26 protein-coding genes and 2 pseudogenes are annotated in these 22325 nt (G+C 66.8%); 9 read left to right on the top strand and 19 right to left on the bottom strand.

Translation table 11 applies throughout. The features are described from left to right. Nucleotides 1-4 precede the first annotated feature (4 nt). The 6 genes from ACH438_RS06655 to ACH438_RS06630 form a co-directional block, all read right to left on the bottom strand. On the bottom strand, nt 5-1426 hold the full coding sequence (locus ACH438_RS06655) for a nucleobase:cation symporter-2 family protein (protein ID WP_397001959.1): 1422 nt from the start codon (nt 1424-1426) through the stop codon (nt 5-7). Nucleotides 1427-1436: 10 nt separating this feature from the next. Further along, nucleotides 1437-2342 carry a factor-independent urate hydroxylase gene (gene pucL / locus ACH438_RS06650; RefSeq protein WP_397001957.1) on the bottom strand — a complete coding sequence of 302 codons (906 nt, stop codon included), beginning with the start codon at nt 2340-2342 and terminating at the stop codon, nt 1437-1439. 9 nt (nt 2343-2351) lie between these two features. Further along, nucleotides 2352-2699, bottom strand: coding sequence for a hydroxyisourate hydrolase (gene uraH, locus ACH438_RS06645; RefSeq protein WP_397001955.1), 348 nt, complete (start codon nt 2697-2699; stop codon nt 2352-2354). Beyond that, entirely contained in the window at nt 2696-3238 is a 543-nt protein-coding gene (gene uraD / locus ACH438_RS06640) for a 2-oxo-4-hydroxy-4-carboxy-5-ureidoimidazoline decarboxylase (protein WP_397001953.1), read from the bottom strand. The genes uraH (ACH438_RS06645) and uraD (ACH438_RS06640) overlap by 4 nt, the downstream gene beginning before the upstream one ends. A gap of 197 nt (nt 3239-3435) precedes the next feature. Next, the gene (locus tag ACH438_RS06635) at nt 3436-3834 is read right to left on the bottom strand and encodes a helix-turn-helix domain-containing protein (RefSeq protein WP_397001951.1); all 399 of its coding nucleotides are present in this window, start codon (nt 3832-3834) and stop codon (nt 3436-3438) included. Continuing rightward, nucleotides 3831-4088 carry a thiamine-binding protein gene (locus tag ACH438_RS06630; RefSeq protein ID WP_397001949.1) on the bottom strand — a complete coding sequence of 86 codons (258 nt, stop codon included), beginning with the start codon at nt 4086-4088 and terminating at the stop codon, nt 3831-3833. The genes ACH438_RS06635 and ACH438_RS06630 overlap by 4 nt, the downstream gene beginning before the upstream one ends. Before the next feature lie 79 nt (nt 4089-4167). On the opposite strand from ACH438_RS06630, the gene ACH438_RS06625 reads away from it, so the two are divergent. Continuing rightward, nucleotides 4168-4929, top strand: coding sequence for an IclR family transcriptional regulator (locus ACH438_RS06625; protein WP_397001947.1), 762 nt, complete (start codon nt 4168-4170; stop codon nt 4927-4929). Here the strand turns inward: ACH438_RS06625 and ACH438_RS06620 are convergent. From ACH438_RS06620 to uraD (ACH438_RS06590), 7 genes are all read right to left on the bottom strand, one after another. Further along, complete coding sequence (locus ACH438_RS06620; protein ID WP_397001945.1) at nt 4865-6040, bottom strand: XdhC family protein; 1176 nt, start codon at nt 6038-6040, stop codon at nt 4865-4867. The genes ACH438_RS06625 and ACH438_RS06620 overlap by 65 nt on opposite strands. A gap of 3 nt (nt 6041-6043) precedes the next feature. After that, nucleotides 6044-7480 (bottom strand): NCS2 family permease, encoded by a 1437-nt coding sequence (locus ACH438_RS06615; RefSeq protein WP_397001943.1) that lies wholly within the window; start codon nt 7478-7480, stop codon nt 6044-6046. A 119-nt stretch (nt 7481-7599) separates the two neighbouring features. After that, nucleotides 7600-7941 carry a hypothetical protein gene (locus ACH438_RS06610; RefSeq protein WP_397001941.1) on the bottom strand — a complete coding sequence of 114 codons (342 nt, stop codon included), beginning with the start codon at nt 7939-7941 and terminating at the stop codon, nt 7600-7602. Nucleotide 7942: 1 nt separating this feature from the next. Beyond that, nucleotides 7943-9304 (bottom strand): 8-oxoguanine deaminase, encoded by a 1362-nt coding sequence (locus ACH438_RS06605; protein ID WP_397001939.1) that lies wholly within the window; start codon nt 9302-9304, stop codon nt 7943-7945. Between the two features lie 55 nt (nt 9305-9359). Next, nucleotides 9360-10232 (bottom strand): factor-independent urate hydroxylase, encoded by an 873-nt coding sequence (gene pucL / locus ACH438_RS06600; protein WP_397001937.1) that lies wholly within the window; start codon nt 10230-10232, stop codon nt 9360-9362. 3 nt (nt 10233-10235) lie between these two features. Next, nucleotides 10236-10535 carry a hydroxyisourate hydrolase gene (gene uraH, locus ACH438_RS06595; RefSeq protein ID WP_397001935.1) on the bottom strand — a complete coding sequence of 100 codons (300 nt, stop codon included), beginning with the start codon at nt 10533-10535 and terminating at the stop codon, nt 10236-10238. Continuing rightward, complete coding sequence (gene uraD / locus ACH438_RS06590; RefSeq protein ID WP_397001933.1) at nt 10532-11047, bottom strand: 2-oxo-4-hydroxy-4-carboxy-5-ureidoimidazoline decarboxylase; 516 nt, start codon at nt 11045-11047, stop codon at nt 10532-10534. The genes uraH (ACH438_RS06595) and uraD (ACH438_RS06590) overlap by 4 nt, the downstream gene beginning before the upstream one ends. Nucleotides 11048-11312: 265 nt before the next feature. On the opposite strand from uraD (ACH438_RS06590), the gene ACH438_RS06585 reads away from it, so the two are divergent. Continuing rightward, nucleotides 11313-12821 (top strand): PucR family transcriptional regulator, encoded by a 1509-nt coding sequence (locus ACH438_RS06585; protein ID WP_397001931.1) that lies wholly within the window; start codon nt 11313-11315, stop codon nt 12819-12821. Nucleotides 12822-12825: 4 nt separating this feature from the next. On the opposite strand, the gene ACH438_RS06580 is transcribed toward ACH438_RS06585, so the two are convergent. The 3 genes and pseudogenes from ACH438_RS06580 to ACH438_RS06570 all read right to left on the bottom strand — a co-directional run. After that, a complete protein-coding gene (locus ACH438_RS06580; RefSeq protein ID WP_397001929.1) occupies nt 12826-13314 on the bottom strand; it encodes a DUF4352 domain-containing protein in 489 nt (162 codons plus the stop codon). Between the two features lie 90 nt (nt 13315-13404). Further along, nucleotides 13405-13602 (bottom strand): carboxymuconolactone decarboxylase family protein, encoded by a 198-nt coding sequence (locus ACH438_RS06575; RefSeq protein ID WP_397002322.1) that lies wholly within the window; start codon nt 13600-13602, stop codon nt 13405-13407. Next, nucleotides 13596-14261 (bottom strand): annotated as a pseudogene (locus ACH438_RS06570) (LysR family transcriptional regulator); the annotation flags it as partial. The pseudogene ACH438_RS06570 and the gene ACH438_RS06575, both read right to left, overlap by 7 nt. Before the next feature lie 112 nt (nt 14262-14373). Between ACH438_RS06570 and ACH438_RS06565 the strand changes: the two are divergent. Continuing rightward, nucleotides 14374-15114, top strand: a complete 741-nt coding sequence (locus tag ACH438_RS06565; protein WP_397001927.1) for a TIGR00266 family protein — start codon at nt 14374-14376, stop codon at nt 15112-15114. Here ACH438_RS06565 and ACH438_RS06560 read toward each other — a convergent pair. Together ACH438_RS06560 and ACH438_RS06555 are read right to left on the bottom strand one after the other, a co-directional pair. Continuing rightward, the gene (locus ACH438_RS06560) at nt 15111-15299 is read right to left on the bottom strand and encodes a hypothetical protein (RefSeq protein WP_397001925.1); all 189 of its coding nucleotides are present in this window, start codon (nt 15297-15299) and stop codon (nt 15111-15113) included. The genes ACH438_RS06565 and ACH438_RS06560 overlap by 4 nt on opposite strands. Beyond that, complete coding sequence (locus tag ACH438_RS06555) at nt 15296-15835, bottom strand: hypothetical protein (protein WP_397001923.1); 540 nt, start codon at nt 15833-15835, stop codon at nt 15296-15298. Before ACH438_RS06555 ends, ACH438_RS06560 begins: the two co-directional genes overlap by 4 nt. A 191-nt stretch (nt 15836-16026) precedes the next feature. Between ACH438_RS06555 and ACH438_RS06550 the strand changes: the two genes are divergently transcribed. The 4 genes and pseudogenes from ACH438_RS06550 to ACH438_RS06535 all read left to right on the top strand — a co-directional run bounded on the left by ACH438_RS06550 (nt 16027) and on the right by ACH438_RS06535 (nt 20387). Continuing rightward, a complete protein-coding gene (locus ACH438_RS06550) occupies nt 16027-17856 on the top strand; it encodes an alpha/beta fold hydrolase (protein WP_397001921.1) in 1830 nt (609 codons plus the stop codon). A 19-nt stretch (nt 17857-17875) separates the two neighbouring features. Then, on the top strand, nt 17876-19027 hold the full coding sequence (locus tag ACH438_RS06545; RefSeq protein ID WP_397001919.1) for an alpha/beta hydrolase fold domain-containing protein: 1152 nt from the start codon (nt 17876-17878) through the stop codon (nt 19025-19027). Between the two features lie 81 nt (nt 19028-19108). Beyond that, nucleotides 19109-19399, top strand: a pseudogene (locus ACH438_RS06540) (sulfatase-like hydrolase/transferase); the annotation flags it as partial. Nucleotides 19400-19472: 73 nt separating this feature from the next. Beyond that, nucleotides 19473-20387, top strand: a complete 915-nt coding sequence (locus ACH438_RS06535; protein ID WP_397001917.1) for a sulfatase/phosphatase domain-containing protein — start codon at nt 19473-19475, stop codon at nt 20385-20387. Nucleotides 20388-20391: 4 nt separating this feature from the next. Here the strand turns inward: ACH438_RS06535 and ACH438_RS06530 are convergent, their stop codons facing one another. Beyond that, a complete protein-coding gene (locus ACH438_RS06530; protein ID WP_397001915.1) occupies nt 20392-20955 on the bottom strand; it encodes a PadR family transcriptional regulator in 564 nt (187 codons plus the stop codon). A gap of 96 nt (nt 20956-21051) precedes the next feature. Between ACH438_RS06530 and ACH438_RS06525 the strand changes: the two genes are divergently transcribed. Together ACH438_RS06525 and ACH438_RS06520 are read left to right on the top strand one after the other, a co-directional pair. Then, on the top strand, nt 21052-21387 hold the full coding sequence (locus ACH438_RS06525; protein ID WP_397001913.1) for a hypothetical protein: 336 nt from the start codon (nt 21052-21054) through the stop codon (nt 21385-21387). A 99-nt stretch (nt 21388-21486) separates the two neighbouring features. Beyond that, entirely contained in the window at nt 21487-22308 is an 822-nt protein-coding gene (locus tag ACH438_RS06520; protein ID WP_397001911.1) for a crotonase/enoyl-CoA hydratase family protein, read from the top strand. Nucleotides 22309-22325 lie beyond the last annotated feature (17 nt).

Here is a 22325-nt window from a genome sequence, read left to right as displayed (position 1 = left end):
GTGATCAACCCAATCGTGGAGATTGTTCCGGGGTCGAGTTCGTAGATTCGTCCAGCCGATCGCGTTCGTCATCCGCCGCGGCGAAGACGGAGGCGCCCGAACGATTCCCGATACGCAACTCGTTGAATAGCAAGTTGAGCAGGATCGCCGCGATCGCGGTGCCGGTGATACCGGCATTCATGATCGTCGCGAACCATTGCGGGAATGCGTCCCAAAATGTCGGCGCGGCAATCGGAATGAGCCCGAAGGCCATTGCCACCGCGACGATCACCATATTCAGGTTGTCGTGGAATTGGACCCGCGCCAGCGACCGGATACCGCTGGCCGCAACGGTTCCGAAGAGCACGACTCCCGCGCCGCCCAGTACCGGATACGGAATTCCGGCGACCACCGCGCCGAATATCGGGAAGAAGCCGAGCAGCAGCAGGATGCCACCGCCGGTGGCCACCACGAACCGGCTCTTGATTCCGGTCAGCGCGACCAGGCCGATGTTCTGCGCAAACGCGCTGCACGGGAAGGACCCGAACAGCGGGGCCACCGTCGAGGCGGCCATATCGGCGCGGATGCCGGCCGCGACCCGGCGGGTGTCGACCTTGGTCTCGATGATCTCACCGATGGTGATCACGTCGGCCACGGTCTCGGTCATGATCACCAGCACCACGATCGTCATCGAGACGATGGCGCCGATATCGTAGGTCGGCGAGCCGAAGGGCAGGATCGACGGCAGCGCAATCACTTTCGTCTGTCCCACCGCGGAGAAGTCGGTCTTCCCCATGAGGGCGGCGATGGCGGTGCCCGCGATCAGGCCGATCAGGATGGACAATCGCGAGATCGCGCCCTGGAACAGCCTGCTGACCACCAGGATGATCAGCAGCGTGATACCCGCCAGGCCGATATTGCTCATCGACCCGTACCCGGCGTGGTGCGAATCGTTGCCCAGCGCCCAGGTGAAGGCCACCGGCAGCAGCGACAGGCCGATCATGGTGATGATCGTTCCGGTCACCACCGCCGGGAAGTACCTGATCAGCTTCGCGACGAAGGTGGACAGCACCAGGCCGATCAGGCCGGCGACGATGATCGCGCCGTAGACCGAGCGCAGGCCACCCGTGTGCGAGATCGTCACCATCGTCGACACGGTGGCGAACGAAATGCCTTGCACGATGGGCAGTTTGCTGCCGACCGGGCCGAGGCCCAGCGTCTGCAGCAGGGTCGCCACGCCCGAGACGAACAGTCCGGCAGTGACCAGCAGGGCCATGTCGGGGCCGGAGAGTCCGGCCGCGCCGCCGACGATGAGCGGCGGCGCGATCACACCGCCGTACATCGTCAGAATGTGCTGGGCTCCGTAGGCGATGGTCTTACCGACCGAATAACGCTCGTCTTCGGGCCCGGTATGTCGTTCTCGCCCTTGCAGTTTCACGCCGAACACGGCTCTCTCCTCAGCAAAACCCGGGGACGCCGAGCCAGGCATTGCCGGCGGGGGTCGCATCGTCGCGATTCAGGCTGGCCTCGATCAGGCCGTAGGGGCGGTCGGCGGCGATGAACACCTCGCCCGGGTTCTCCACGTGGAAGGGGCTCAGGTCCACCAGGAAGTGGTGCTTGTTCGGGGCCGAGAACTTGATCTCGGCGACCTCGCGGTGCTGCTCGAGGACGGCGCGACCCATGCTGTAGAGGGTCTGCTGCAGGGCCAGCGAGTGCACCACGGCGAACTGCCGCAGCAGGGTGGCGCGGATGGCGGCGTAGGACTTGTCCCAGTCCACATCGGTGTGGTCGTAGCGCCACCGGGCCACCAGCGAGGTCGCCATGACGCGGTCCTTGGTCGGCTGCAGGGTGGTGTACTTGTCCTCGAAGTAGCCGTTGAACTCCGAGCCGGTGGACTTCAGCAGCACCAGATCCTTGATGCCGGTGACCACGTGCGCCTGGCGCTGCGCGCCGTAGCCGTCGATATTGACGACCGTGGTCCGGGTGCCGCCACCGGCCTTCACGAACGAATGATCGTGTCCCGCACCGTCTACCGGGATCCGGTCCCAGGCGTATTCCTCGATCTCGATGCGCGCGCCGTCGGCGCCGGGGCAGCGGGAGACGAAGTGGTCGGCCAGGTCCAGGCCGAATTCCTCGATGGTGCGGACACCCTTCTCCTTGGCGAAGGCGAAGGCGGTGTTCTTCTGGGTGTCGGTCGGGAGGATGTCCTTCTGATCACCGGTGATGTGCGCGTCCTCGAAGCGGCCGCGCAGCGCGGTGGAGACGTTCAGGTCGCGGATGGTGTGCCGATCGGTGTCGCGGTAGACGCGCACAACCCGGTTCTCGGCCTTGCCGTACTGGTTTTGTCCAAGCTGAATGGCCATGGAAACGAATCAACTCCCTCGGTAGGCAGAACAAGCGAATGGGGACAGCAGCAGCGGCACGTGATAGTGCGCGCGGTTGCCGGTGGGGGTGAAAGTGATGTCGACCTGGGACAGGAAGTAGTCCTGCCCGGTGCGGGCGGCATACGCGGCGACCTCGAAAACCAGCCGGTAGCGGCCGGATTCGAGGTGGTCGGGGCCGAGGTTCTCGATACGGCCGTCGGCATCGGTGACGCCGACGCCGAGCAGGGCCGGGGCATCGTGGCGATCGGGCTCGCCGATCAGTACCAGGCGGACCGGGACGCCTTCGGCCGGCAGGCCCCGGGCGGTGTCCAGCACGTGAGTCGTGATGGCGCTCATGCGGATTCTCCCGTCGTGGCCGATTCGGCGATCGTGGCGCGGCCGGCGGAGACCACCTTCTGCAGGCGCAGGCGCGCGATCTTGCGCAGCTCGGTGGCCACCACCTTGGCCTCGGTGTCCTCGTCGTTGCCCAGCCGCAGCAGCACCGCGTTGAGGATCTCCTGGGAGGTCAGCCCGGTGGCGCAGATGAGGAAGACGCGGCCGAAACGCTTCTCGTACAAGCGGTTCGCGGACGCCAGGGAGGCGATGGTCTCCACGTCGGCGGCCACGCCGGACTGTTCCTCGCGCGACCAGGCGGCGCCGCGGTCCTCGCCCTCGCGGCGTTCGCCGATGCGCGGGTGCGCGGCCAGGGCGCGGTCCACGTCCTCGCGGGTGAACGTGTCGGCGAGCAGATCCGAGGTGTCGAGCAGGCTGTCCAGGTCCGGGAACGGCCGGGCACCGAGCAGGGCGTCGGCCCAAGCGGGCACATCACAGCACTCGAGCAGAGCGGGCCGGATAGCGGCGCCCTCTACCTCGTTGAACTCGTCGACAGTGACCATATCCTGCTCTTTCTCGCATTGCGGAAGTTCTATTCCGACTGACGAAATAGTGTCACAGGTCACGCGCTCACGTCAACAGTTTGTTGAAATCTCTTGAAATGCAGTCAACCGCACAGTCCGGCAACTGTCCAGGAAACGCAGAAAACCCACTGCTGAGCAGTGGGTTTCCGGAAGCGTCGAACGGCCCGGGCGACCGGTCAGGCGCGGGTTCGGTTGAGATAGTTGTAGACGGTGAAGCGCGTGACGCCCAGCGCCTCGGCCACCGTCTCGGCGGACTTGCGGTAACTGAACGCACCACGTTCTTCGAGCAGGCGCACCGCCCGCTGCTTCTCGGCGCGCGGCAACTCCGCCAGCGAGGTCCCGAATTCGGCGGCCACCTCGCTCAGGATCCGGCCGATGCCCTCCGCGCTCTCGGCGGGTTCGGGATCGGCCGCGCCGAGCCGGACACAGGCCAGCGTCTCGCCCTCCCACACCAGCGGGACATCATCGGGCAAACGGTCCTCGGCACGAATCAGCGTGCCGCCCACGCGTTCCAGCAAGGGGGCGAGCAGCACCAGCACGGGGTGGGTGAGGTCCGGCCCGGCACGTTCGCTCATTGCGCCCGCTCCCCATCGCCGGCCTGCTCCACCTGCAGCGTCACCCGGGTCGCGCCATTGGCGAAGGCCACCGCGAGCATTTCCTGCAGGGCCGGCAGCAGAACCGTGCCGGGACCCGCGACCTCGGTGCCCAGCGGCCCGAATTCGCATGTCAGACCGAGCTTCTCGAGCGCGGCGAAGGTCTCGGTGGCATGGGGCGGCGGATCACCTTCGCCGTCGAAGGGTTCGGTGGTGAATTCAGCGCGCAACCGCATGGGCAACAGGCTACCTCCGGCAAGATCGGCGACACGTCGGTAAACTTCCGCTATCCGGAAATCTCGACGAGGCGGGACAGTGACTGAACAAGATTCGGCCAAGGGACGCGGCGGCGTCCAATCCATCGAGCGCGCGTTCGCGCTGCTGGAAACCATGGCCGACGCGGGCGGCATGATGGGTCTCTCACAACTCGCCACCGAATCGGGGTTACCGCTCCCCACCATTCACCGCCTGGTTCGTACGTTGGTCGATCTGGGATATCTGCATCAGGAGCCGTCGCGCCAGTATGCGCTGGGCCCCAAGCTCATCAAGCTGGGCGAGACCTCCGCGCGCATGCTGAGCCTCACCGCGCGGCCGCATCTGACCCGGCTGGTGGACGAACTCGGCGAGTCCGCCAATATGGCCATGCTGGACGGGGATCGGATCGTCTACGTCGCGCAGGTGCCCTCCCGGCACTCGGTGCGCATGTTCACCGAGGTGGGCCGGCGTGTACTCCCGCACTGCACCGCCGTGGGCAAGGCCATGCTGGCCGGAATGCCGCCCGAGCGGGTCCGGGAGCTGTTGCAGCGCACCGGGATGCCACGCTACACCGACCACACCGTCACCGACCCCGCGGAATTCGCCCGCCAGCTGGAGGTCACCGCGCGCACCGGCTTCGCCATGGACGACGGCGAGCAGGAGCTCGGAGTACGCTGCGTCGCGGTCGCCGTCCCCGAAGCCCCTGCCCGGCTTGCCATTTCGATCTCCGGACCGGCAGGCCGGATGACCGAGGAGCTCATCGATCGAGCGGTGCCGCTCCTGTCCGAAGTGGGCCGGAAGGTGTCGGCCGATCTTCGCTAGGCGCGATATCGGCGAATTCGAGCGTATCGGGCACTTCTAGATCCGGGATGGGCACGCTGTCGCGATGCAGCGCCCCCCGGCTCCCGGTGAGCGGCAGTCCCGATCCACCCTTGCGGACCGCGATGATCTCCGCGGCGATGGAGACCGCGGTCTCCTCCGCGGTGCGCCCGCCCAGGTCCAGCCCGATGGGCGAACGCAGGCGCGCCAGTTCGGCTTCCGTCACCCCCGCCTCGCGCAGGCGCGCGAGCCGGTCCTCGTGGGTACGGCGGGAGCCCATGGCCCCCACGAACGCCACCGGCAGGCGAAGGGCCACTTCCAGTAGCGGCACATCGAATTTGGCGTCATGGGTGAGCACGCACAATACGGTCCGGGAATCCACCCGGATACGTTCCAGATAGCGGTTCGGCCATTCCACGACCACCTCGTCGGCGTCCGGGAAACGCGCGCGGGTGGCGAAAACCGCCCGCGCGTCGCACACGGTGACGTGGTAGCCGAGGAACTTGCCGATGCGGGCGGTCGCCGCGGCGAAGTCGATCGCCCCGAAGACGATCATCCGCGGTGGCGGCACATGGGATTCGATGAAGACGGTGACTTCGGCGGCATCACAACCGATGGTGCGGAGTCCGGTGGTGCCGGCATCGAGCATGGCTCGCGCCTCGGCCAGTACGCGTTCGTCGAAATCGGCTCCGGTGGCCCACCAGGTGCCCAGCGCCAGCACGGCGCCGCTGTCGAGGTCGCGGACCAGTGCCACGGCCTCCCCCTCAGCTCTCAGGACCGCCGCCATCGCCTCGCGATTGCCCGCGCTCACCGGCTGGACGAACACCTCGATGGTTCCGCCGCAGGTCAATCCGACCGCGAAGGCGTCGGCATCGCTGTAGCCGAAGGTTTCCCGCGCCGCGGTACCGGATCGCAGCGACTCGCGGCACAACTCGTAGACCGAACCCTCCACACAGCCACCGGAAAGACTTCCGACGACCGTGCCGTCGGCGTCCACGGCCAGGGCCGCGCCGATCGGGCGGGGCGCACTCCCGCCAATCCCGATGATGGAGGCGACGGCGTAATCCTTGCCCGCCGCATGCCATGCCATGAGTTGTGCCGCGATGTCGCGCATCACTTATCTCCCGAATGCTGCTTCTATGCCGTTGATGCCGAAGTAGGCGACGAACACGACGCTGACCACGGCCACCAGCCAATGGATCTCGCGGAACTTGCCGCGCGCGAGCTTGATCACCGTGTAGGCGATGAGGCCCGCGCCGACGCCATTGGTGATCGAGTAGGTGAAGGGCATCAGCGCGATCGTGATGAAGGCCGGCACCGCGACCTCCAGATCGTTCCAATCGATCTTGCGGGCCTGGGTCATCATGAGCGCGCCGACCAGCACCAGGGCCGGGGAGGCCGCCTGGATCGGGACGACCGCGGCGATCGGGGTGAAGAACACCGCGACGCAGAACAATCCACCGGTGAACACGCTCGCCAGACCGGTACGGGCGCCCTCGCCGACACCCGTCGCGGACTCGACGTAGACCGTGGATCCCGCGCCACCGGTCAGACCGCCGATGATCTGGGCGACACCGTCGGTGGTCAGGATCTTGCCCATCCCGGGCACCTGCCCCTGCTCGTCGACCAGGCCGGCCTCGTCACAGACGCCGAAAACCGTTCCCATGGCGTCGAAGAAGCCGGTGAGCACCAGCGTGAACAGCACCACGGTGGCGGTCATGGCGCCCGCGGTGGCGAAGCCGCCGAACAGGTCGATATGGCCGAACAGCCCGAAGTTCGGCGTGGCGAACAGCGATTTCGGCTTCTCCGGCACGACCGTGCCCCAGGACTTCGGGTCGATCTTGACCATGGCGTTGACGACGATCGCCAGCACGGTCGAGAGCGCGATGCTGATCAGGATCGCGCCCGGCACCTTGCGGATGAACAGCCCCAGCATCAGCAGCAGGCCGAACGCGAAAATGAAGGTGGGCCAACCGGACAGGTGACCGTCCACGCCCAGCGTCACGGGCGGACCGGAGGCCGAACCGTGACCCACTACCCCGGAGGACACCAGCCCGATCATGGCGATGAACATGCCGATGCCGACCCCGATGGCGTTCTTCATCGCCAGCGGAATCGCATTGATGATCATCGTCCGCAGCCCGGTGGCGGCCAGCACCACGATGACGATGCCCATCAGCACCACCAGGCCCATCGCCTGCGGCCAGGTCATGTGCGGCGCCGCCTGATAGGCGACGACCGGGACCAGTCCGAGACCGGCGGCCAAGGCGAGGGGCACATTGCCGACCAGGCCCATGAGGATCGTGGTCAGACCGGCGGAGAAGGCGACGGTGGTGGTCAGCTGCGCAATGCTGAGTTTGTCACCGTTGATATCGGTGACGCCGCCGAGAATCAGCGGAACCAGCAATATGACATACGCCATGGCGACGAATGTGGTGATACCGCCGCGGATTTCACGGGTTATGGTTGTTCTGCGCTCGGACAGCCGGAAGAACTTGTCGAGTGCCGAACTCCGCGCTTCCGCTGTGGCGATCGGGGTTTGTGTCTGGGTCATGGCTGCCCTCCTTTGGGCGTAGCCGACCTGCGGCCCGGGTTACAGGGAATTCCCGGGCTGCGGATTCGAGCTGTTTGTTGTGGAGTCTCTACCGCGGAATTGCGGTCTGCCCCTGTTAATCAACGGTTCCGGATGATGTCTTCCGGAGACGACGACACACCTGTGCTGGTGCCGCCGGCGAACTGAATCTCCTCCATAACTGCATTGAGCTGCCGTACTCGGATCGGGTCCATATCGAGCACGTAGGCGAGTTTGTCCATCATCGACTCGTGCGCGGAACAGGCTTGCTTCGCATCGAATCCAGCCATCCCGCCGTCGTCGGTGCTGAGAACCTTTGCGTAGGTGAGCTTTCCGGTCGCGGTGGCGCCGTACTCGTAGCGCATGCCGAACTCGAAATCCTCGGCGATGTGCACGGTGGCGAGGATCCGGCCGATGGACACGTCGCCGCGGGAGGTCGTCATCTCAGCCTCGGTTCCCGGGATCCTGACGCATGATCCGCTTCCGCGCGGCGACGCCGTTGCGGGCGACCTGGTCGTGCGCAACGGTTTTCAGCTCGTCACGCTCCACGACCGTCTTGCCGCCCACCAGCAGGCGGGCCAGCGGCGGCTGCGGTCCGAAGACCAGCGCGCACACCGGATCCTGGATGGCGGCGCGGAAGCCGTCCACCTGCCAGATCGCGATATCGGCCAGCTTGCCCGGCTCCAGCGAGCCGATCTCGTTGTGGCGGCCCAGGTTCCGGGCGCCGCCGAGAGTGCCGACCTCGAGGGCCTGGCGCGCGGTCATGGCCTTGGGGCCGTGCACGGCGCGCTGGAAGAGCATGGCCTGGCGCATTTCCCCGGCCATGGAGGTCAGTTCGGAGGAAGCCGCGCCGTCCACGCCCAGGCCGACCGGCGCGCCGGCGGCGAGCAGATCCTTGACGCGCGCGATGCCCGCGCCCAGCCGGGCATTGGAGGTCGGACAGTGGGCGGAGCCGGTGCCGGTCTCGGCGAAACGGCGAATGTCCTTGTCGTGCAGGTGCACCGCGTGGGCGAACCACACGTCGTCGCCGAGCCAGCCCAGCTGCTCCATGTATTCGACCGGGGTGCAGCCCATCTGCTCGAGGCAGTGCTCCTCCTCGTCGAGGGTCTCGGCGAGGTGGGTGTGCAGGCGCACGCCGTGCCGGCGGGCCAGCGCGGCCGAATCGATCATCAGCTCCTTGCTCACCGAGAACGGCGAGCAGGGCGCGACCGCGACGCGCAGCATCGAGTCGAAGGACGGGTCGTGATACTTGTTCAGGATCTCCTCGGTATTGAGCAGGATCTCCTCGCGGTTCTCGACCACCTCGTCCGGCGGCAGGCCGCCCTGCGACTGCCCGCGATCCATGGACCCGCGGCACGGGTGGAAGCGCAGGCCCAGTTCGGCGGCGGCGCGCACCTCGGCCTCGAACAGATCGCCACGGCCCTTGGGGAACACGTAGTGGTGATCGGTGGAGGTGGTGGTGCCGGTCAGCGCCAGCCAGCCCAGACCGGCGGAGGCGGCGCCGTAGACGACATCGGCGTCCATGCTCGCCCACAGCCGGTAGAGCCCGGTCAGCCACTCGAACAGGGTGGCGTCCTGGAACAGGCCCTGGGTGGCCCATTGGTAGAGGTGGTGGTGGGTGTTCACCAGGCCCGGGGTCACCAGGCAGCCGGTGCCGGAGAGGCGTTCGGCGCCCACCACCGTCGGCGCCGGTCCCGCGCCGAGGGCTTCGATACGACCGTTCTCGCCGATGACGAGATACCCGTCCGGGATCTCGTCACCGACGACCGGTGCGAGGTAAGCGTTCTCGATGACGATCTTGCTCATGCGGCGGCCGCCTCACGCTCTGCCGCCAGCAGGACGGCATCCAGAAACCAGTAAATCAATCCCACGCCGGGCCGGCGGTCGGGACTTCGCGCACCACGGTGCCCTCGATCAGGCCGTACGGGCGATCCGCCGCCCAGAAGACCTCGTTGCCGTTGATCTGGCCGAACGCGGTCAGATCCACCTCGAAGTGGTGCTTGTTGGGCAGCTGCAGCTTGACTTCGACGATGTCCGGGCAGGTTTCGAGCACGCGCTCGCCCATCTCGAACAGGGTCTGCTGCAGCGACAGGCTGTGGGTCTCGGCGAAGGCCGAGAGCAGGCAACGCCGTACGACCTCGTAGGACTTGTCCCACTCGGCGTTGTCGCCGGTGTGCCGCCACTGCGCGTTGACCTCGGTCGCGAGCACGCGATCGGTGGTCGGCTGCAGGGTGGTGTACTTGTCCTTGATGTAGCCGTGGAACTCCGAACCGGTCGAGTTCAGCACCACCAGGTCCTTCAGACCCGAGACGACCCAGGCCTTGTCGCCGTCGTAATGCACCAGGGCGGTACGGGTTTCGCGGCCGGAACGCACGAACGAGTGCGGATGGGCGTTGAGGCCCACCACGTTCCGCTCCCAGGTGTACTCCTCCAGCTCCACGCGGGCGTGGTGGATGGTGGGCTGGGAATCCACGAAGTGGCGCGCCAGCAGCAGGCCGAACGCCTCCGGGGAGGCGATGCCGTGCTGCTTGGCGAAGGCGAAGACCGTGTTCTTCTGGGTGTCCGTGGGCAGCACATTGGCGTTGTCGCCGGTGTAGTGCACCGCTTCCATATCGCCGGACAGCGCCGAACTCACATTGAGGTCGCGGATCTCGTGCTTGGAACCGTTCTTCGTCACACGGACGACGCGGGTCTCCGCCTTTCCATAGCGGTTCGCACCGAGCTTGATCGTCATTGTTCAGCTACCTCGATAGGTGGAGAAGGAGTAGGGACTCAGCAGCAGCGGCACGTGGTAGTGCTCGGCCGCGTCTGTGACGGTGAAATCGATGGTCACCGTGGGATAGAAGGGGCTGATCTCTCCGGTCCGGAAGATCAGCCGGTACGCACCGGGCTCCAGCGAAGGCAGATCCTTGATCCGCCCGTCGGCGTCGGTGTGCTTGTCGGCGAGGATGGTGCCGTCGGCGCGTTCGAGACGCACCGCCAACCCTGCGGCCGGGCGGCCGGTCGCCGCGTTCAGCACGTGGGTGGAAAGACTCATATGTGCCCCAGCAGTTTTCGGATTCGGAGTGCGGTGATATCGGCCAGTTCGATCTTGACCTGAGCCTGCTCCGCGACGGGCGAATTACGCAACCGGCGGCGCAGCTCCGCGAGCATCTCGGCGGCATTGCGGCCGCTGGCGCGAATCAGGAAGACATGGCCGAAGTGGTTCTCGTACTCCACGTTTCCGGCGGCCAGCTCGGCCAGCACCTTGGGATCGGCATCGGCGGCGCCGGCCTGCTCCTGCTTGGACCACTTGTCCTCCTGCGCGGAGGTCTCGGCCTTGGCTTGCCGCTCACCGATCCGGGGATGCGCCGAGAGCGCCTCCTCCACGTCGGACCACTCCAGTTCGGCGACGCCCGTGGCGCCCGCCTCGATGAATGCCGACTCACTCGCATACGGCCGATTGGCCACCATCTTGCGCGCCCAGCGCCGCGAGGCACAGCAGGTGAGCAGCTGCGATTCGGCGTCTTCGAGGGACAGCGACCCGAGCCATTCCAGGCGACTCGACATCCGACCTCCATCCATTGGCGTTCTGCCGGTTAACTAAACCGGCCCGGTACCGGGTCCTGCAGCACCGAGACCTCCGAACCTGTGGCTTGCCTCACTGGCGCTCGTTTGTAGCTACATCCAAGTCCGGTAACCCACATGTCACCGATCGTTAGCGTACGACCCGGCTTGTGTAACGTAGGTCATGCTCCGGCGACCGACCGGTCGCCCCTCGATTGCTGGTCACAGCGATTCCGGCACCGAAACGACGGGATTTGATCTCTCCATCATGCGGTTACGTTCCCTGCTCGACATGACGGATCTGGGCCTCGGGCTCGTCACCGGTGAGGACGAGCTCGATCGCTTCGTGCGCTGGGTCGTCACCACCGACATGCTCGATCCGAGCCGCTACATGTCGGGCGGCGAATTCGTCCTCACCGGGCTGCAGTGGCTGACCCGGCCCGAGGACTGCGAAACCTTCATCGCGAACCTGGCCCAGGCCAAGGTCGCCGCCGTCGCGGCGGGTGACGCGCTGTTCGGGGAACCGCCGCCGGAACTCGCCGCGGCCTGTCGCAAGCATCGGATCCCGCTGTTCCGGGTCGACGCCAAGGTCGCCTTCGCCACCGTCACCGAGACCATCAACCGGCATCTCTCCGTCGGGCGGGCCGCCGATCTGGCCGCCATCCTGGACCGGCACCGGCAACTGGTCGCCGGCGGCGGGCTCGGGTCGGTGCTGGAATTGGTGCATCGCACGCTGGGCACACCGTGCTGGGTGGTCTCGTCCATCGGGCGTGTGGTCGCGGGCACATCGGACGAGCTGCCCGATGCGGTGCGCGCCGCTTTCCTGAGCGCGCGGCGGCTGCCGCACGTGTTTTCCTACGACGGCACCCGGTACTCGCTGTTCGCGGTCGACGCGGACGGCACCTCGCGGATCGCGGACTGGTTCCTGGTCTTCCAGAGCGATTACAAGGACTGGCCCGACGAGCGGCGGGCGCTCACCAGCGAGCTCGCGGCGGTGGTCGCGCTGGAACGCGCGCGGCTCGACGATCGGCAGAGCGCCGAAGGGCGCCTCGCCCAGGAACTCATCGACCTGATCATGTCCGAAGCCAAACCGGCCGAGATCATCTCGCGGCTCGAACTCACCGGGCTCGGGCTGTCCGAGCGCTACCTGGCCGTCGCCGCCACCGCCGACTCCGGGGCCGTGCGGCCCGGTGAGGTGCGCGCGGTGCTGCGCGAAATCCTGTGGGACAGAAGCCCTGCCGTCGGTGTCGTGGACGGCGAGGCCATCGCGCTGGTCTCGGTGGGCGGGGAGCAACTGCTCGATGACCGCATCCATCGCGCGATCGAGACCCTCGAACCCGGATTGCACTCGAGCCGGCTGGCCGTCGGTATCAGCGGCGCGGTCGACGGGGAGGGACTGCGCGGCGCGGTCGAGGAGGCCCGCTACGCGCGGCGCATGGCCGCCGAGCGCAATGAACCCACCAGCATCGTCCGCCACGACGAACTGGCCACGCACATGCTGTTGCTGGCCAGCGTGCCCGACGAGGTGCGGCGGATGTTCCGGGTGCGGCTGCTGGATCCGCTCAGCAGCTACGACAAGGACAACCGGTCGGATCTGGTGCACACGCTGGAGACCTTCCTCGAGGTGTCCGGGTCCTGGACCAAATGCGCCGATCTGCTGCACCTGCACGTGAATACGCTGCGCTACCGCATTCAGCGCATCGAGGAACTGACCCAGCGCGACCTGTCCCGGCTCGAGGACCGCGTCGACTTCTTCCTCGCGCTCGCACTGCGCTGACGGCTCACAGCAGCGTCGCCTTCACGTCATCGAGGAACATGACGTGTGACAGGACGGCATCCATCGGCACATCGAACACCATGCGCGCGACGAGGATCTTGCCCGCGGGCATCCCCGTATAGGTCGGATCGACCGCGTGATCGAGGTTGTAGGTCATGGTGGCCGAATCATCGACCGCGAATCGGCGGCCCTGCGTATCCACCAGTGTCACATCGGAATTCCGGAAATCCTGCGGACCGGTAGTGATGTTCTTGATCCAGAAGGTCGCGATCACGTACGTGCCCGCCGCGGTATTCTGCACGAATCCGCTGCGGCCCACCGACTTCAATCCGGTCTCGACGCCGTGCAGCGTGAATTCGAATCGCTTGTCCCGACCGGCCTGATCGACCCGTACCGTGACGATCGCGGGCGCGGCCGGGCCCGGCGAATGGCTCGCGCATCCGCTCAGGAGGGCGGCCGATGCGAGTACTGCACTGAGGACTGTCCTGCGCATAGGATTCGTCCTATCAGCACATGATCAAGGCCCGCAATCACGCCGATCATTCTCCGATAATTCCTTGATCATTCCTTGACACAACATATTTCAGCGTTCGGCAGCCGTCGCTTCGTCGTGCAGGCGCAAGGCGAGCAGGCCGTGCGCGGTCGCTCCGCCCGCACACACCGCGGCGGCCACGGCACATGCCTCCGCGATCTCGACGCGAGTGGCTCCGGCCGCGGCGGCGCCACGCACATGGGTATCGATGCAATAGGCGCATCGTGCCACAGCACCGCGTGCAGGCATTCGTCGACCGAGCGGACGACCGGACCGGCCGGGGTCTCCCCCGGCTGCCAGAAGGCCCGCCACAGCGGGTCGACGAGATCGGGTAGCCGGATCGACCGGGCGCCGCGAATATCGTTCAGCGACAAACGGTCTCGCCGCGCCAGCGGGTCCTGCGCGGGGACGGCGGCGAACAGCGGGTCCGTGCGCAGCGTCCACAGCCGCAGTCCGGTCTCGTCGAAGGGCGCGACGGTGAGGGCGACATCCACCTGCCCGCGCGCGACACCCAGGGTGGGATCACCGAAGTCGCCCTCGCACAGCCGCACCGCCACCGCGGGGTGCCGGTGCGCGAATTCCCGTGCGATACCGGCCGACACCGACATCTGCCCGGGGCCGAGCACGCCGATGCGCAGCGCGGTATCGCCGGCGGCCGCCAGTACCCGGGAGCGGATCCGCTCGACGCTGCCGAGCAGCCCGCGCGCCTCCTCGAGCAGCACCTCCCCCGCGGCGGTCAAGCGCATACCGGTTGCGCTGCACACGAACAGCGCACAGCCCATATCGGATTCCAGCTCGCGGACGCGCTGACTCAGTGGCGGCTGGGACATGCGCAATCGGCGCGCCGCCCGCCCGACATTGCCCTCCTCGGCCACCACCACGAAGTACTGCAGCCTGCGGAGATTCACAGCTCGACGATACCGCCGGGCGGGCGCGCATTCCGGGTGGATCCACCTGTGCGCGGGAGCCGTTACCGCCGTATGCTGACGGCCGCATGATCAGGATCTACGGGGAGTAGTAGTGCAGGCGAATATCAATGGCAGCACGATGCCGGTGCTGGAGATGCAGTTGGCGCCGGGGGAAGCGGTCATCACGCCGCACGGCGAATTGTCCTGGATGTCACCGAACATCACCATGACCCAGACCACCGGCGGTCCGAACGGTGGCGGGTTCATGAACTCGCTCAAGCGGGTCGCGGGCGGCGGTGGCTTGTTCATGACCCAGTACCAGGCCACCAACGGTCCCGGCCTGGTCGCGTTCGCGGCCAAGGTGCCCGGCCACATCGTGCCGGTCGACATCCACCCGCAGCGCAGCATGCTGGTACACCGCCACGGCTGGCTGGCCAGCACGCCCGGCGTGAATGTCAGTGTGGCGCTGCAGCAGTCGATCCGCAGCGGCCTGTTCGGCGGCGACGGTTTCCGGCTGCAGCGGCTGGAGGGACAGGGCCGCGCCTGGATCGAACTGTCCGGTGAGCTGACCCGCTACAACCTGGCCCCGGGCCAGACCATGCTGGTGCATCCCGGCCATGTCGGAATGTTCGACCAGACCGTGCAATTCAGCATCACCACGGTCCCCGGCATCCGCAACAAGATCTTCGGCGGTGACGGCTTCCTGCTGGTGGCGCTGACCGGGCCGGGCGAGATCGTGCTGCAGAGCATGCCGCTGCCCAACCTCGCCCACGCGCTGCTGCCCTACGTCGGCGCCGAAGCCGGTGGCGGCGCGGCCGCCAGCACCTTCGTCGGGTCCATGCTGCGCAGTTAGGTCAGCGTCGCGCAATCGCCGGCGGCCGCACGGCCCGCGAACAGGTCCGAGGTGAAACCGAAGGCCGCCGCCGCGAAGGGCAGGATCGCCTCGCTGTGATCCAGACCCGCGAATTCGCGGTACTGCACGGGAATTCCGCGGCGGCAGTAGTCGGCGGCGAGGCCGCGGACGTCGTTCACGATCATGATGCCGTCACCGGTGCCGTCGCTGTTGCCGACCCCGAGCAGCAGGGGTCCGCGCGACGTTCCGCTGGCGCCCATGCGCAGCCGCTCCAGCGCCGCCGCTGTCCTTCGTAATCGGAGAGGACGACGGTGAATCCCGCTGCGATATAAGCGGCTACGAGGTTCGCCTCCATGGCCGGCAGCGAGGTGCGCGAGCCACCGCCCTGCAGGGTGAAGGAGGGATCGCATTGCGCGCCCAAGGTGTCGTAGGCCATCTGATACGACACGATCCGCGTGGTCGCGGTCGCGCCCGGGGGCCGGATCACCGTGGCAATCGCGATATCCGGTTGGTCCAGCTGGCCGGTACTGCGGTACAGCAGCTGATCCGCGGCGACCGGTGCCGGAATACCGTCCAGTTGTATGGAGACGGGATGGGACTGCACAACGGTGCCCACGGCATCGTCGGCCTGTGCGGGTGCGGCCGGCACCGCCAGGGCGAGCGAGGCGCCCGCGAGCCACACTCGCAGCAGTAGCCGATATCCGGATCCGCGATCCGCCACAATTGCTCCCAACTCTCGTGCTCCGCCGGCCGAACCGGCTGAAAGGTAACCCGCGCGCCATACCGCCGGGTTCCGCCGCAGTTCCGATCGGCGTGTCCCGCTCGTTGACCGAACTCGAATTACGGCCGGTCAAATATGCTGCGCTCTGTTCAGTTCCGGAATCGAATCGGCACGGGGAAGGGTCGTCGAGAATGACATTGCGACGGTTGGATTATCGGCGCATTGCACTCAGCGGATGCGGCACCGCGGCGAGTTTCGCCATTGCCGCCGCGGTACTGCCGGCGCCGGTGGCGCAGGGCGCATCGGATGAATTCACCAAGCAGACTTTGCATTTCGCTACCATGGTCGGGCCCGATGACAATATTGCCTGTGATGTCGTAGGGGATCTGTACACGCCGTCGGACGCGAGTGCGGCGAACCCGGTGCCCGCCATTCTGACAACGAATGGGTGGGGTGGTTCGAAGAACTCGCAGGAATCCACCGGGACCTATTACGCCGCACACGGTTACACGGTGCTGGCCTATTCGGGTCTCGGATTCGGCGGATCCGGGTGCCGGACACGGCTCGACGATCCGCAATACGACGGGAAGGCCGCGAGTCAGCTGGTCGATTTCCTGGGCGGGCGCGACGGCATCGCATTCACCGATCAGGCGCATACCCAGCCGGTCGCGGGGTTGAATTACGTCGTGCACGACGCGGTCGATCACGCGGGACAGGCGGATCGCTACGATCCGCGGGTCGGAATGGTCGGCGGGTCCTATGGCGGCGGTATCCAATTCGCGGCGGCCTCGATCGATCCGCGGATCGACGCGCTGGTGCCGATGGCGACCTGGAACGATCTGTCGTATTCGCTCGCTCCCAACAGCACCGGGCAGCTGGAAGGGGTGTCGAGCGCGATTTCCGGCGCGGCGAAGTCGACCTTCGGGCTCGGATTGTTCACCGACGGAGCGATATTGAGTCCCCGCTCCGACGGCGCGTACCTGCAGGATCCGGCGCGACTATTGGGTTGCCCGAATTCCGCGGACGTCGCCTGCCAGGCGCTCGGCGCGGTCCTGTCCCCCACCGGGTTCATGCCGCCGGACCTGATCGATCGACTACGCACCACCTCGGTATCGAGTTACCTCGACCGCATCAAGGTGCCGGTGCTGTTGATCCAGGGCCAGCAGGACGCCCTGTTCGACCTCAACGAGGCCAAGGCCACCTATGACGGGCTACGGCAGCGCGGCGTACCGGCCTCGATGATCTGGATGTCCATGGGGCACACCACGACGAAACAGGAACCGGGCTCGAACTTCAAAGCGGTGGATCCGGTCGCGAACTATTGGGATGCCCGGACCTCGGCCTGGTTCGACCACTATCTGCGGGATCAACCGGTCGATCCCGGTCCGGGTTTCGCGTATTACCGGCCCTGGGTACCGTTCACCGGCGATCCGGCGGGCCCTTACGCCACCGCCTCGGAACCCCGCGTCGCCGAGTCGACGACGCTGTACCTGTCCGGTGATGAAACACTGACATCGGATGCCGCGGCCATCCGGCCCGGCACCGCCGCCTTCGACACTATTCCGCTGGGTATTCCCGCCGGCAACGATCTCGAGGCGGTCCGCAAGGCGCCGGGCGCCGATCTCCCCGGCACCTTCGCCTCGTGGACGACCGAGCCCGCCACCACACCCCTGGATGTCGCCGGAATGCCCCGGCTGACACTGCGATTGGCGACCGAACGGCCGCTGAACGGGACGGTGGAGGATTCGCTGGTGCTCTTCGCCAAGATGCTCGATGTGGCCCCGGACGGACAGCAGGCCGTGATCAACGGCCTCGTATCCCCCGTCCGCGTCCTCGACGCGAACCAGCCGGTCACCATCACAATGGAGGGACTGGTCCATCGGTTCGAACCGGGGCACCGCCTCCGGGTGACCGTCTCCGGCGGCGAATCCGCCTTCCGGGGCGGCACCGCACAGCATCGCACGGCGATCGCGGCAGGAACGGACCAGACTCTCGAACTTCCTGTCCTGCAAGGCAACTGAGACGGCTCGAGGAGGGGCGATGAACTGGCGCAGAGTCCTGCTGATCGGCTCGATCGTGGTGTGGGCGCTGGTGGTCGTGGGCGCATGCACGACAGTGCTGCTGCCGAAACTGCCGACGCCGGGCCTGCTGGTGTCGTTCATCGTCACCTCCTACTCGCTGTGGCTGCTGGTGTTCGCGCTGGCGGGTGCGCTGTTCGCGTGGGCGGCGTGGCGCCTGCGGTGGCGCTTGGCGACCGCGGGGGTGGCCGTCATCGCCGTCCTCGCGGCCGTCGGCGGGTTGCTGTCCTGGGCGATGTCGCTCGGCACCGCCAATGCGAACGGCGTGAACCTTTCGCTGCCAAGGTATTTCAGCTCCGGCCCGCATATCGCCGCGCCGACCGCGACCGAGGTCTACGCGACACCGGACGGGCAGCCGCTGCGGCTCGACGTGCGACGCAGCCCGCATCCGGCGCCCGGCCGGCCCGCGATCGTGGACGTGCACGGCGGCGCGTGGATCGAAGGCAGCCGCGGCGATGACGCCATGCTGGGCCAGTGGCTGGTCGATCAGGGCTACACGGTCTTCGACATCGACTATCGGCTCTCCCCGCCGCCGCGGTGGAAAGTGCAGGCCTCGGACGTGAAGTGCGCCATCGGCTGGGTCGCCCAGCACGCGCAGACCTACGACATCGATCCGGGCAATATCACCGTCACCGGCGGTTCGGCAGGCGGCAATCTCGCTCTGCTGGCCGCCTACACACCCGGAACCGGCGCCTATCCACCATCGTGCGCAGTACCCGAACAACCTGTGCGCGCCGTGATTTCATTCTTCGGCCCCACCGCCGTAGGACCGCTCATGCACGACTCCGGTGCACCCGCACTGGCCTCCGAGGTCGAAACAAAGGTCTTCGGCGGCACTCCACAGACCCTGCCCGCCGAATACAGCGCGATGTCACCCATCACCTACGTCCGCGCGGGCCTACCGCCGACCCTGCAACTCATCGGTTCCCGAGACCACCTGGTGCCACCCAAGCAGGCCACGACCCTCGACGACCGGCTCGCCACCGTCGGCGTCACACACCGGACGGTCGTATTGCCTTGGGCCGACCACGGTTTCAACGGTGTCTGGGGCAACTGGTCCACCCAGATCGCCTACGGCGTACTCACCCAATTCCTCGCCGCCCACACGCACTGAACCCCTGCGTGTTCCCCACCCCTCGACAGACTATGACACAAGTGTCATAGTCTAGGCAGGCCACGGAAGGAGAGCGCCCGCATGAAGGCGATCATGGTGATGTTCGACAGCCTCAATCGGCGGATGCTGCCGCCTTACGGCGCGGACTGGACCCACGCGCCGAACTTCACCCGTCTGGCCGAACGGTCGGTCACCTTCGACAATGCCTACGCCGGGTCCATGCCGTGCGTGCCCGCGCGGCGGGAGATCCATACCGGGCGCTACAACTTCCCGCATCGCAGTTGGGGGCCGCTGGAGCCGTTCGACGACTCCATGCCCGAATTGCTCAGGCAGCAAGGGGTTTACACGCATCTGGCCAGTGATCACCCGCATTATTGGGAGGACGGCGGCGCCACCTATCACGGCCGCTACAGCACCTGGGAATTCTTCCGCGGACAGGAAGGCGATGCCTGGAAAGGACAGGTACAACGAGCTGGTCCACCTGCCGCTGTTCGTCTGGGATCCACGCGTACGCACCGCCGGGGAACACCGCGAGGCACTGGTGCAGACCATCGATCTGGCACCGACCCTGCTCGAATACTTCGGCGTCGCACGGCCGGCCGATATGCAGGGCACTCTCCTGCCCGTAGGCACGGAGACGCCGATCCGGGAAGCCGGACTGTTCGGCATTCACGGTGGGCACGTCAATGTCATCGACGGACGGTATGTCTATATGCGCGCGCCGGTCTCACCGGAGAATGCGCCGTTGCACGAACACACGCTGATGCCGACGCATATGCGCGGGCGATTCTCACCCGCGGAACTCGCCGATCTGGAGCTGACGCCACCGTTCGGATTCACCAAAGGCGTTCGGACACTGCGGATGAACGGGCGCACGCTGATCAATCCGTATCCGCACGGGACGCTGCTGTTCGATCTGCTGAACGATCCGGAACAGCGGGACCCGATCGTCGACGACGCGGTCGAACTGCGAATGGCCAACCTGCTCGCTGGACTCATGCGCGCGAACGAGGCGCCCGCCTCACAATACGAGCGGCTGGGACTGCCTGCCACCGGGCCGGTCGAGGACAAGCATCTGCTGGTGCGCGCCCAGCGTGACCGGGCCGAGCTCACCGCGGCGCCGCTGCCGGATCCGGAAGACTTTCCGGCAGGACGGTTTTCGCTGCTGAACCCGGTGCACGAGCTGACCGCCGACCCGGCCGCACGCGAAGTGCTGAGCAAACACATCCCCGGCATTGTCGATACGGAGTTCCTGCAGTTCCTCGGTCCGCTGCGGCTGATCGATTTCGCCGCCACCGCGTCGGGACTGCTGCCCGCGCCGGCGCTGCGCGCGATCGCCGACGATCTCGCGGCGCTCTGAGGTGTCAGCGCAGCGTGCCGTCGAGCAGGTCCGAGCGCAGTTGTTCGAGTCGTTCGATGTGCAGGTCGATATCCGCCGTGCCCCATCGGTGCAGCCGCTCGGCCATGGCGGCGCCCAGCTCGAGATCGAACGGGAAATCGGCGCTGGGCGGGAAGGAGCGGTCCCGATCGCGGAAACGCGCGACCTGATCGCGGCGGGCCCGCAGTTCGATATCGACGAGGCGGAGGATCTGTTCCTCGGTCATGAAACCCGAAAAGCTCAGCCGGGTACCGAATTCCGGATCGGTGAACTTGGTGGGCGGCTGGTACGGGCCGGTGAGCCAGTCGAGGAACACGGTCATGCCCTCCGCGGTCGGCCGGTAGGTCTTGGCATCCTGCGGGCCCGGGCGGGCTTCGACCTCGAAGACGACCCAGCCCTCCTCGGTCATCCGGCCCAGCGCCCGATACACCTGACTCATCTGGGTATTCGAGCGCATGAACCGGCCGTGTTGGTCGAAGAACTTCTTCAGGTCGTAGCCGGTGGCCGGGCGCACGCCGAGAACGCCGAGCAGCAGGTGTTCCAGCTTCACAGTCGAGGCCCTTTCGGAAACACCGAGTGGCCGGTATGCCACTTGTCGGATAGCCTCGCTATGACATTAGTGTCATAGTCTGAGGAAGACAACCGCATGCGTTCAGAGGCGCCCGCCCCCGGGACTTCACCTCCCACCGGCGAGATCGCCACCGGTCCGGCCCGTACCCACAATCTGCGCCGGCTCTTCGTCACCGTGCCCTTCGCGAGCGCCTGCCCGCAGCTCGCCTACGGCATCGTCGGCTACTTCGCGGCCCTGCAGATCCAATCCTTCGACAGCGTGCACAAGATCGAGAAGCTGGCCCTCGTGCACGCGGCCGTCGCCACCGCCTCGATGATCGCGCAGCCACTGGTCGGCGTGCTCTCCGATCGCACCCGCACCCGATTCGGCGGCCATACCGGTTTCCGCTGCGCGACCGACCACGTGGCCTGAGCAACCCTTGCGACTAGACCGATCGATATACTACGTTCACGGAACTATACCGATCGGTTTACATATTGCCGGCCCACGCCAGGCAGAAAGCTGGAGGTCATGACCGAGCCCACCATCCTCACCGAGCGTGACGGCCACATCCTGACGATCACGCTGAACCGGCCCGACAAGCTCAATGCCTTCGACTTCCCCATGCTGCGCGCCCTCGCCGAGGCCTACACCGAACTCGCCCACGACAAGGACCTGCGCGTCGGCGTCCTGCGCGCGAACGGGCGCTACTTCAGCAGCGGCCTCGACCTGGGCGCACTCCTCCCCAAGCTGCACCTGGAAGTCCTGTCCCAGCTCAATCCGCTGCCCTTCGAACTGTTCAAGGGCCTGGTGCCCAAGGGCGGCGTCGACCCGTGGGGCATCGGCGCTCCCCTGTGCCCCAAGCCCGTGGTGACCGCAGTCGAAGGACGCTGCTTCACTCTGGGTATCGAACTGCTGCTGGCCGCCAGCATCAATGTGGCCGACACCGCCGCCACCTTCACCCAGTACGAAGTCAGCCGCGGACTGTTCCCGTTCGGCGGCGGCACCGTGCGCTGGCCCCTCGCCGTCGGCACCCACAATGCCAACCGCTGGACCCTCACCGGCGACGACTTCCCCGCCGCCGAGGCGCATCGAATCGGGTTGATCCAGGAGCTCACCGAGCCCGGCCAGGCCGCGGCCAAGGCGCACGAGATCGCGGAAACCATTGCCCGCCAAGCACCGCTGGGCGTGCAGACCATCCTGCGCAACGGCCGGCTGGCGCAGGAGAAGGGCACCGCCAAAGCGCTGGGCAAGGTCCGGATGGACTTCGCCCGCATTCTGCTCAGCAAGGATGTCCGTCGCGGTTTCCAGGCCTTCAAGAACCGCGAACAGGCCGAGTTCGAAGGGAATTGACGGCTGCCGTTCAAGCC

Origin of the sequence: Nocardia sp. NPDC020380 (assembly GCF_044386975.1) — a bacterium.
Lineage (GTDB): Bacteria > Actinomycetota > Actinomycetes > Mycobacteriales > Mycobacteriaceae > Nocardia.
This window is presented reverse-complemented; position numbering and strand designations above follow the sequence as displayed.

Coding starts and splice junctions, on each gene's coding strand:
- pucL (WP_397001957.1), bottom strand. CDS start 2,342: ATGGCCATTCAGCTTGGACAAAACCAGTACGGCAAGGCCGAGAACCGG.
- uraH (WP_397001955.1), bottom strand. CDS start 2,699: ATGAGCGCCATCACGACTCACGTGCTGGACACCGCCCGGGGCCTGCCG.
- uraD (WP_397001953.1), bottom strand. CDS start 3,238: ATGGTCACTGTCGACGAGTTCAACGAGGTAGAGGGCGCCGCTATCCGG.
- ACH438_RS06635 (WP_397001951.1), bottom strand. CDS start 3,834: ATGAGCGAACGTGCCGGGCCGGACCTCACCCACCCCGTGCTGGTGCTG.
- ACH438_RS06630 (WP_397001949.1), bottom strand. CDS start 4,088: ATGCGGTTGCGCGCTGAATTCACCACCGAACCCTTCGACGGCGAAGGT.
- ACH438_RS06620 (WP_397001945.1), bottom strand. CDS start 6,040: ATGCGCGACATCGCGGCACAACTCATGGCATGGCATGCGGCGGGCAAG.
- ACH438_RS06615 (WP_397001943.1), bottom strand. CDS start 7,480: ATGACCCAGACACAAACCCCGATCGCCACAGCGGAAGCGCGGAGTTCG.
- ACH438_RS06610 (WP_397001941.1), bottom strand. CDS start 7,941: ATGACGACCTCCCGCGGCGACGTGTCCATCGGCCGGATCCTCGCCACC.
- ACH438_RS06605 (WP_397001939.1), bottom strand. CDS start 9,304: ATGAGCAAGATCGTCATCGAGAACGCTTACCTCGCACCGGTCGTCGGT.
- pucL (WP_397001937.1), bottom strand. CDS start 10,232: ATGACGATCAAGCTCGGTGCGAACCGCTATGGAAAGGCGGAGACCCGC.
- uraH (WP_397001935.1), bottom strand. CDS start 10,535: ATGAGTCTTTCCACCCACGTGCTGAACGCGGCGACCGGCCGCCCGGCC.
- uraD (WP_397001933.1), bottom strand. CDS start 11,047: ATGTCGAGTCGCCTGGAATGGCTCGGGTCGCTGTCCCTCGAAGACGCC.
- ACH438_RS06585 (WP_397001931.1), top strand. CDS start 11,313: ATGCGGTTACGTTCCCTGCTCGACATGACGGATCTGGGCCTCGGGCTC.
- ACH438_RS06580 (WP_397001929.1), bottom strand. CDS start 13,314: ATGCGCAGGACAGTCCTCAGTGCAGTACTCGCATCGGCCGCCCTCCTG.
- ACH438_RS06575 (WP_397002322.1), bottom strand. CDS start 13,602: ATGCCTGCACGCGGTGCTGTGGCACGATGCGCCTATTGCATCGATACC.
- ACH438_RS06560 (WP_397001925.1), bottom strand. CDS start 15,299: ATGATCGTGAACGACGTCCGCGGCCTCGCCGCCGACTACTGCCGCCGC.
- ACH438_RS06550 (WP_397001921.1), top strand. CDS start 16,027: ATGACATTGCGACGGTTGGATTATCGGCGCATTGCACTCAGCGGATGC.
- ACH438_RS06545 (WP_397001919.1), top strand. CDS start 17,876: ATGAACTGGCGCAGAGTCCTGCTGATCGGCTCGATCGTGGTGTGGGCG.
- ACH438_RS06535 (WP_397001917.1), top strand. CDS start 19,473: ATGCCTGGAAAGGACAGGTACAACGAGCTGGTCCACCTGCCGCTGTTC.
- ACH438_RS06525 (WP_397001913.1), top strand. CDS start 21,052: ATGCGTTCAGAGGCGCCCGCCCCCGGGACTTCACCTCCCACCGGCGAG.
- ACH438_RS06520 (WP_397001911.1), top strand. CDS start 21,487: ATGACCGAGCCCACCATCCTCACCGAGCGTGACGGCCACATCCTGACG.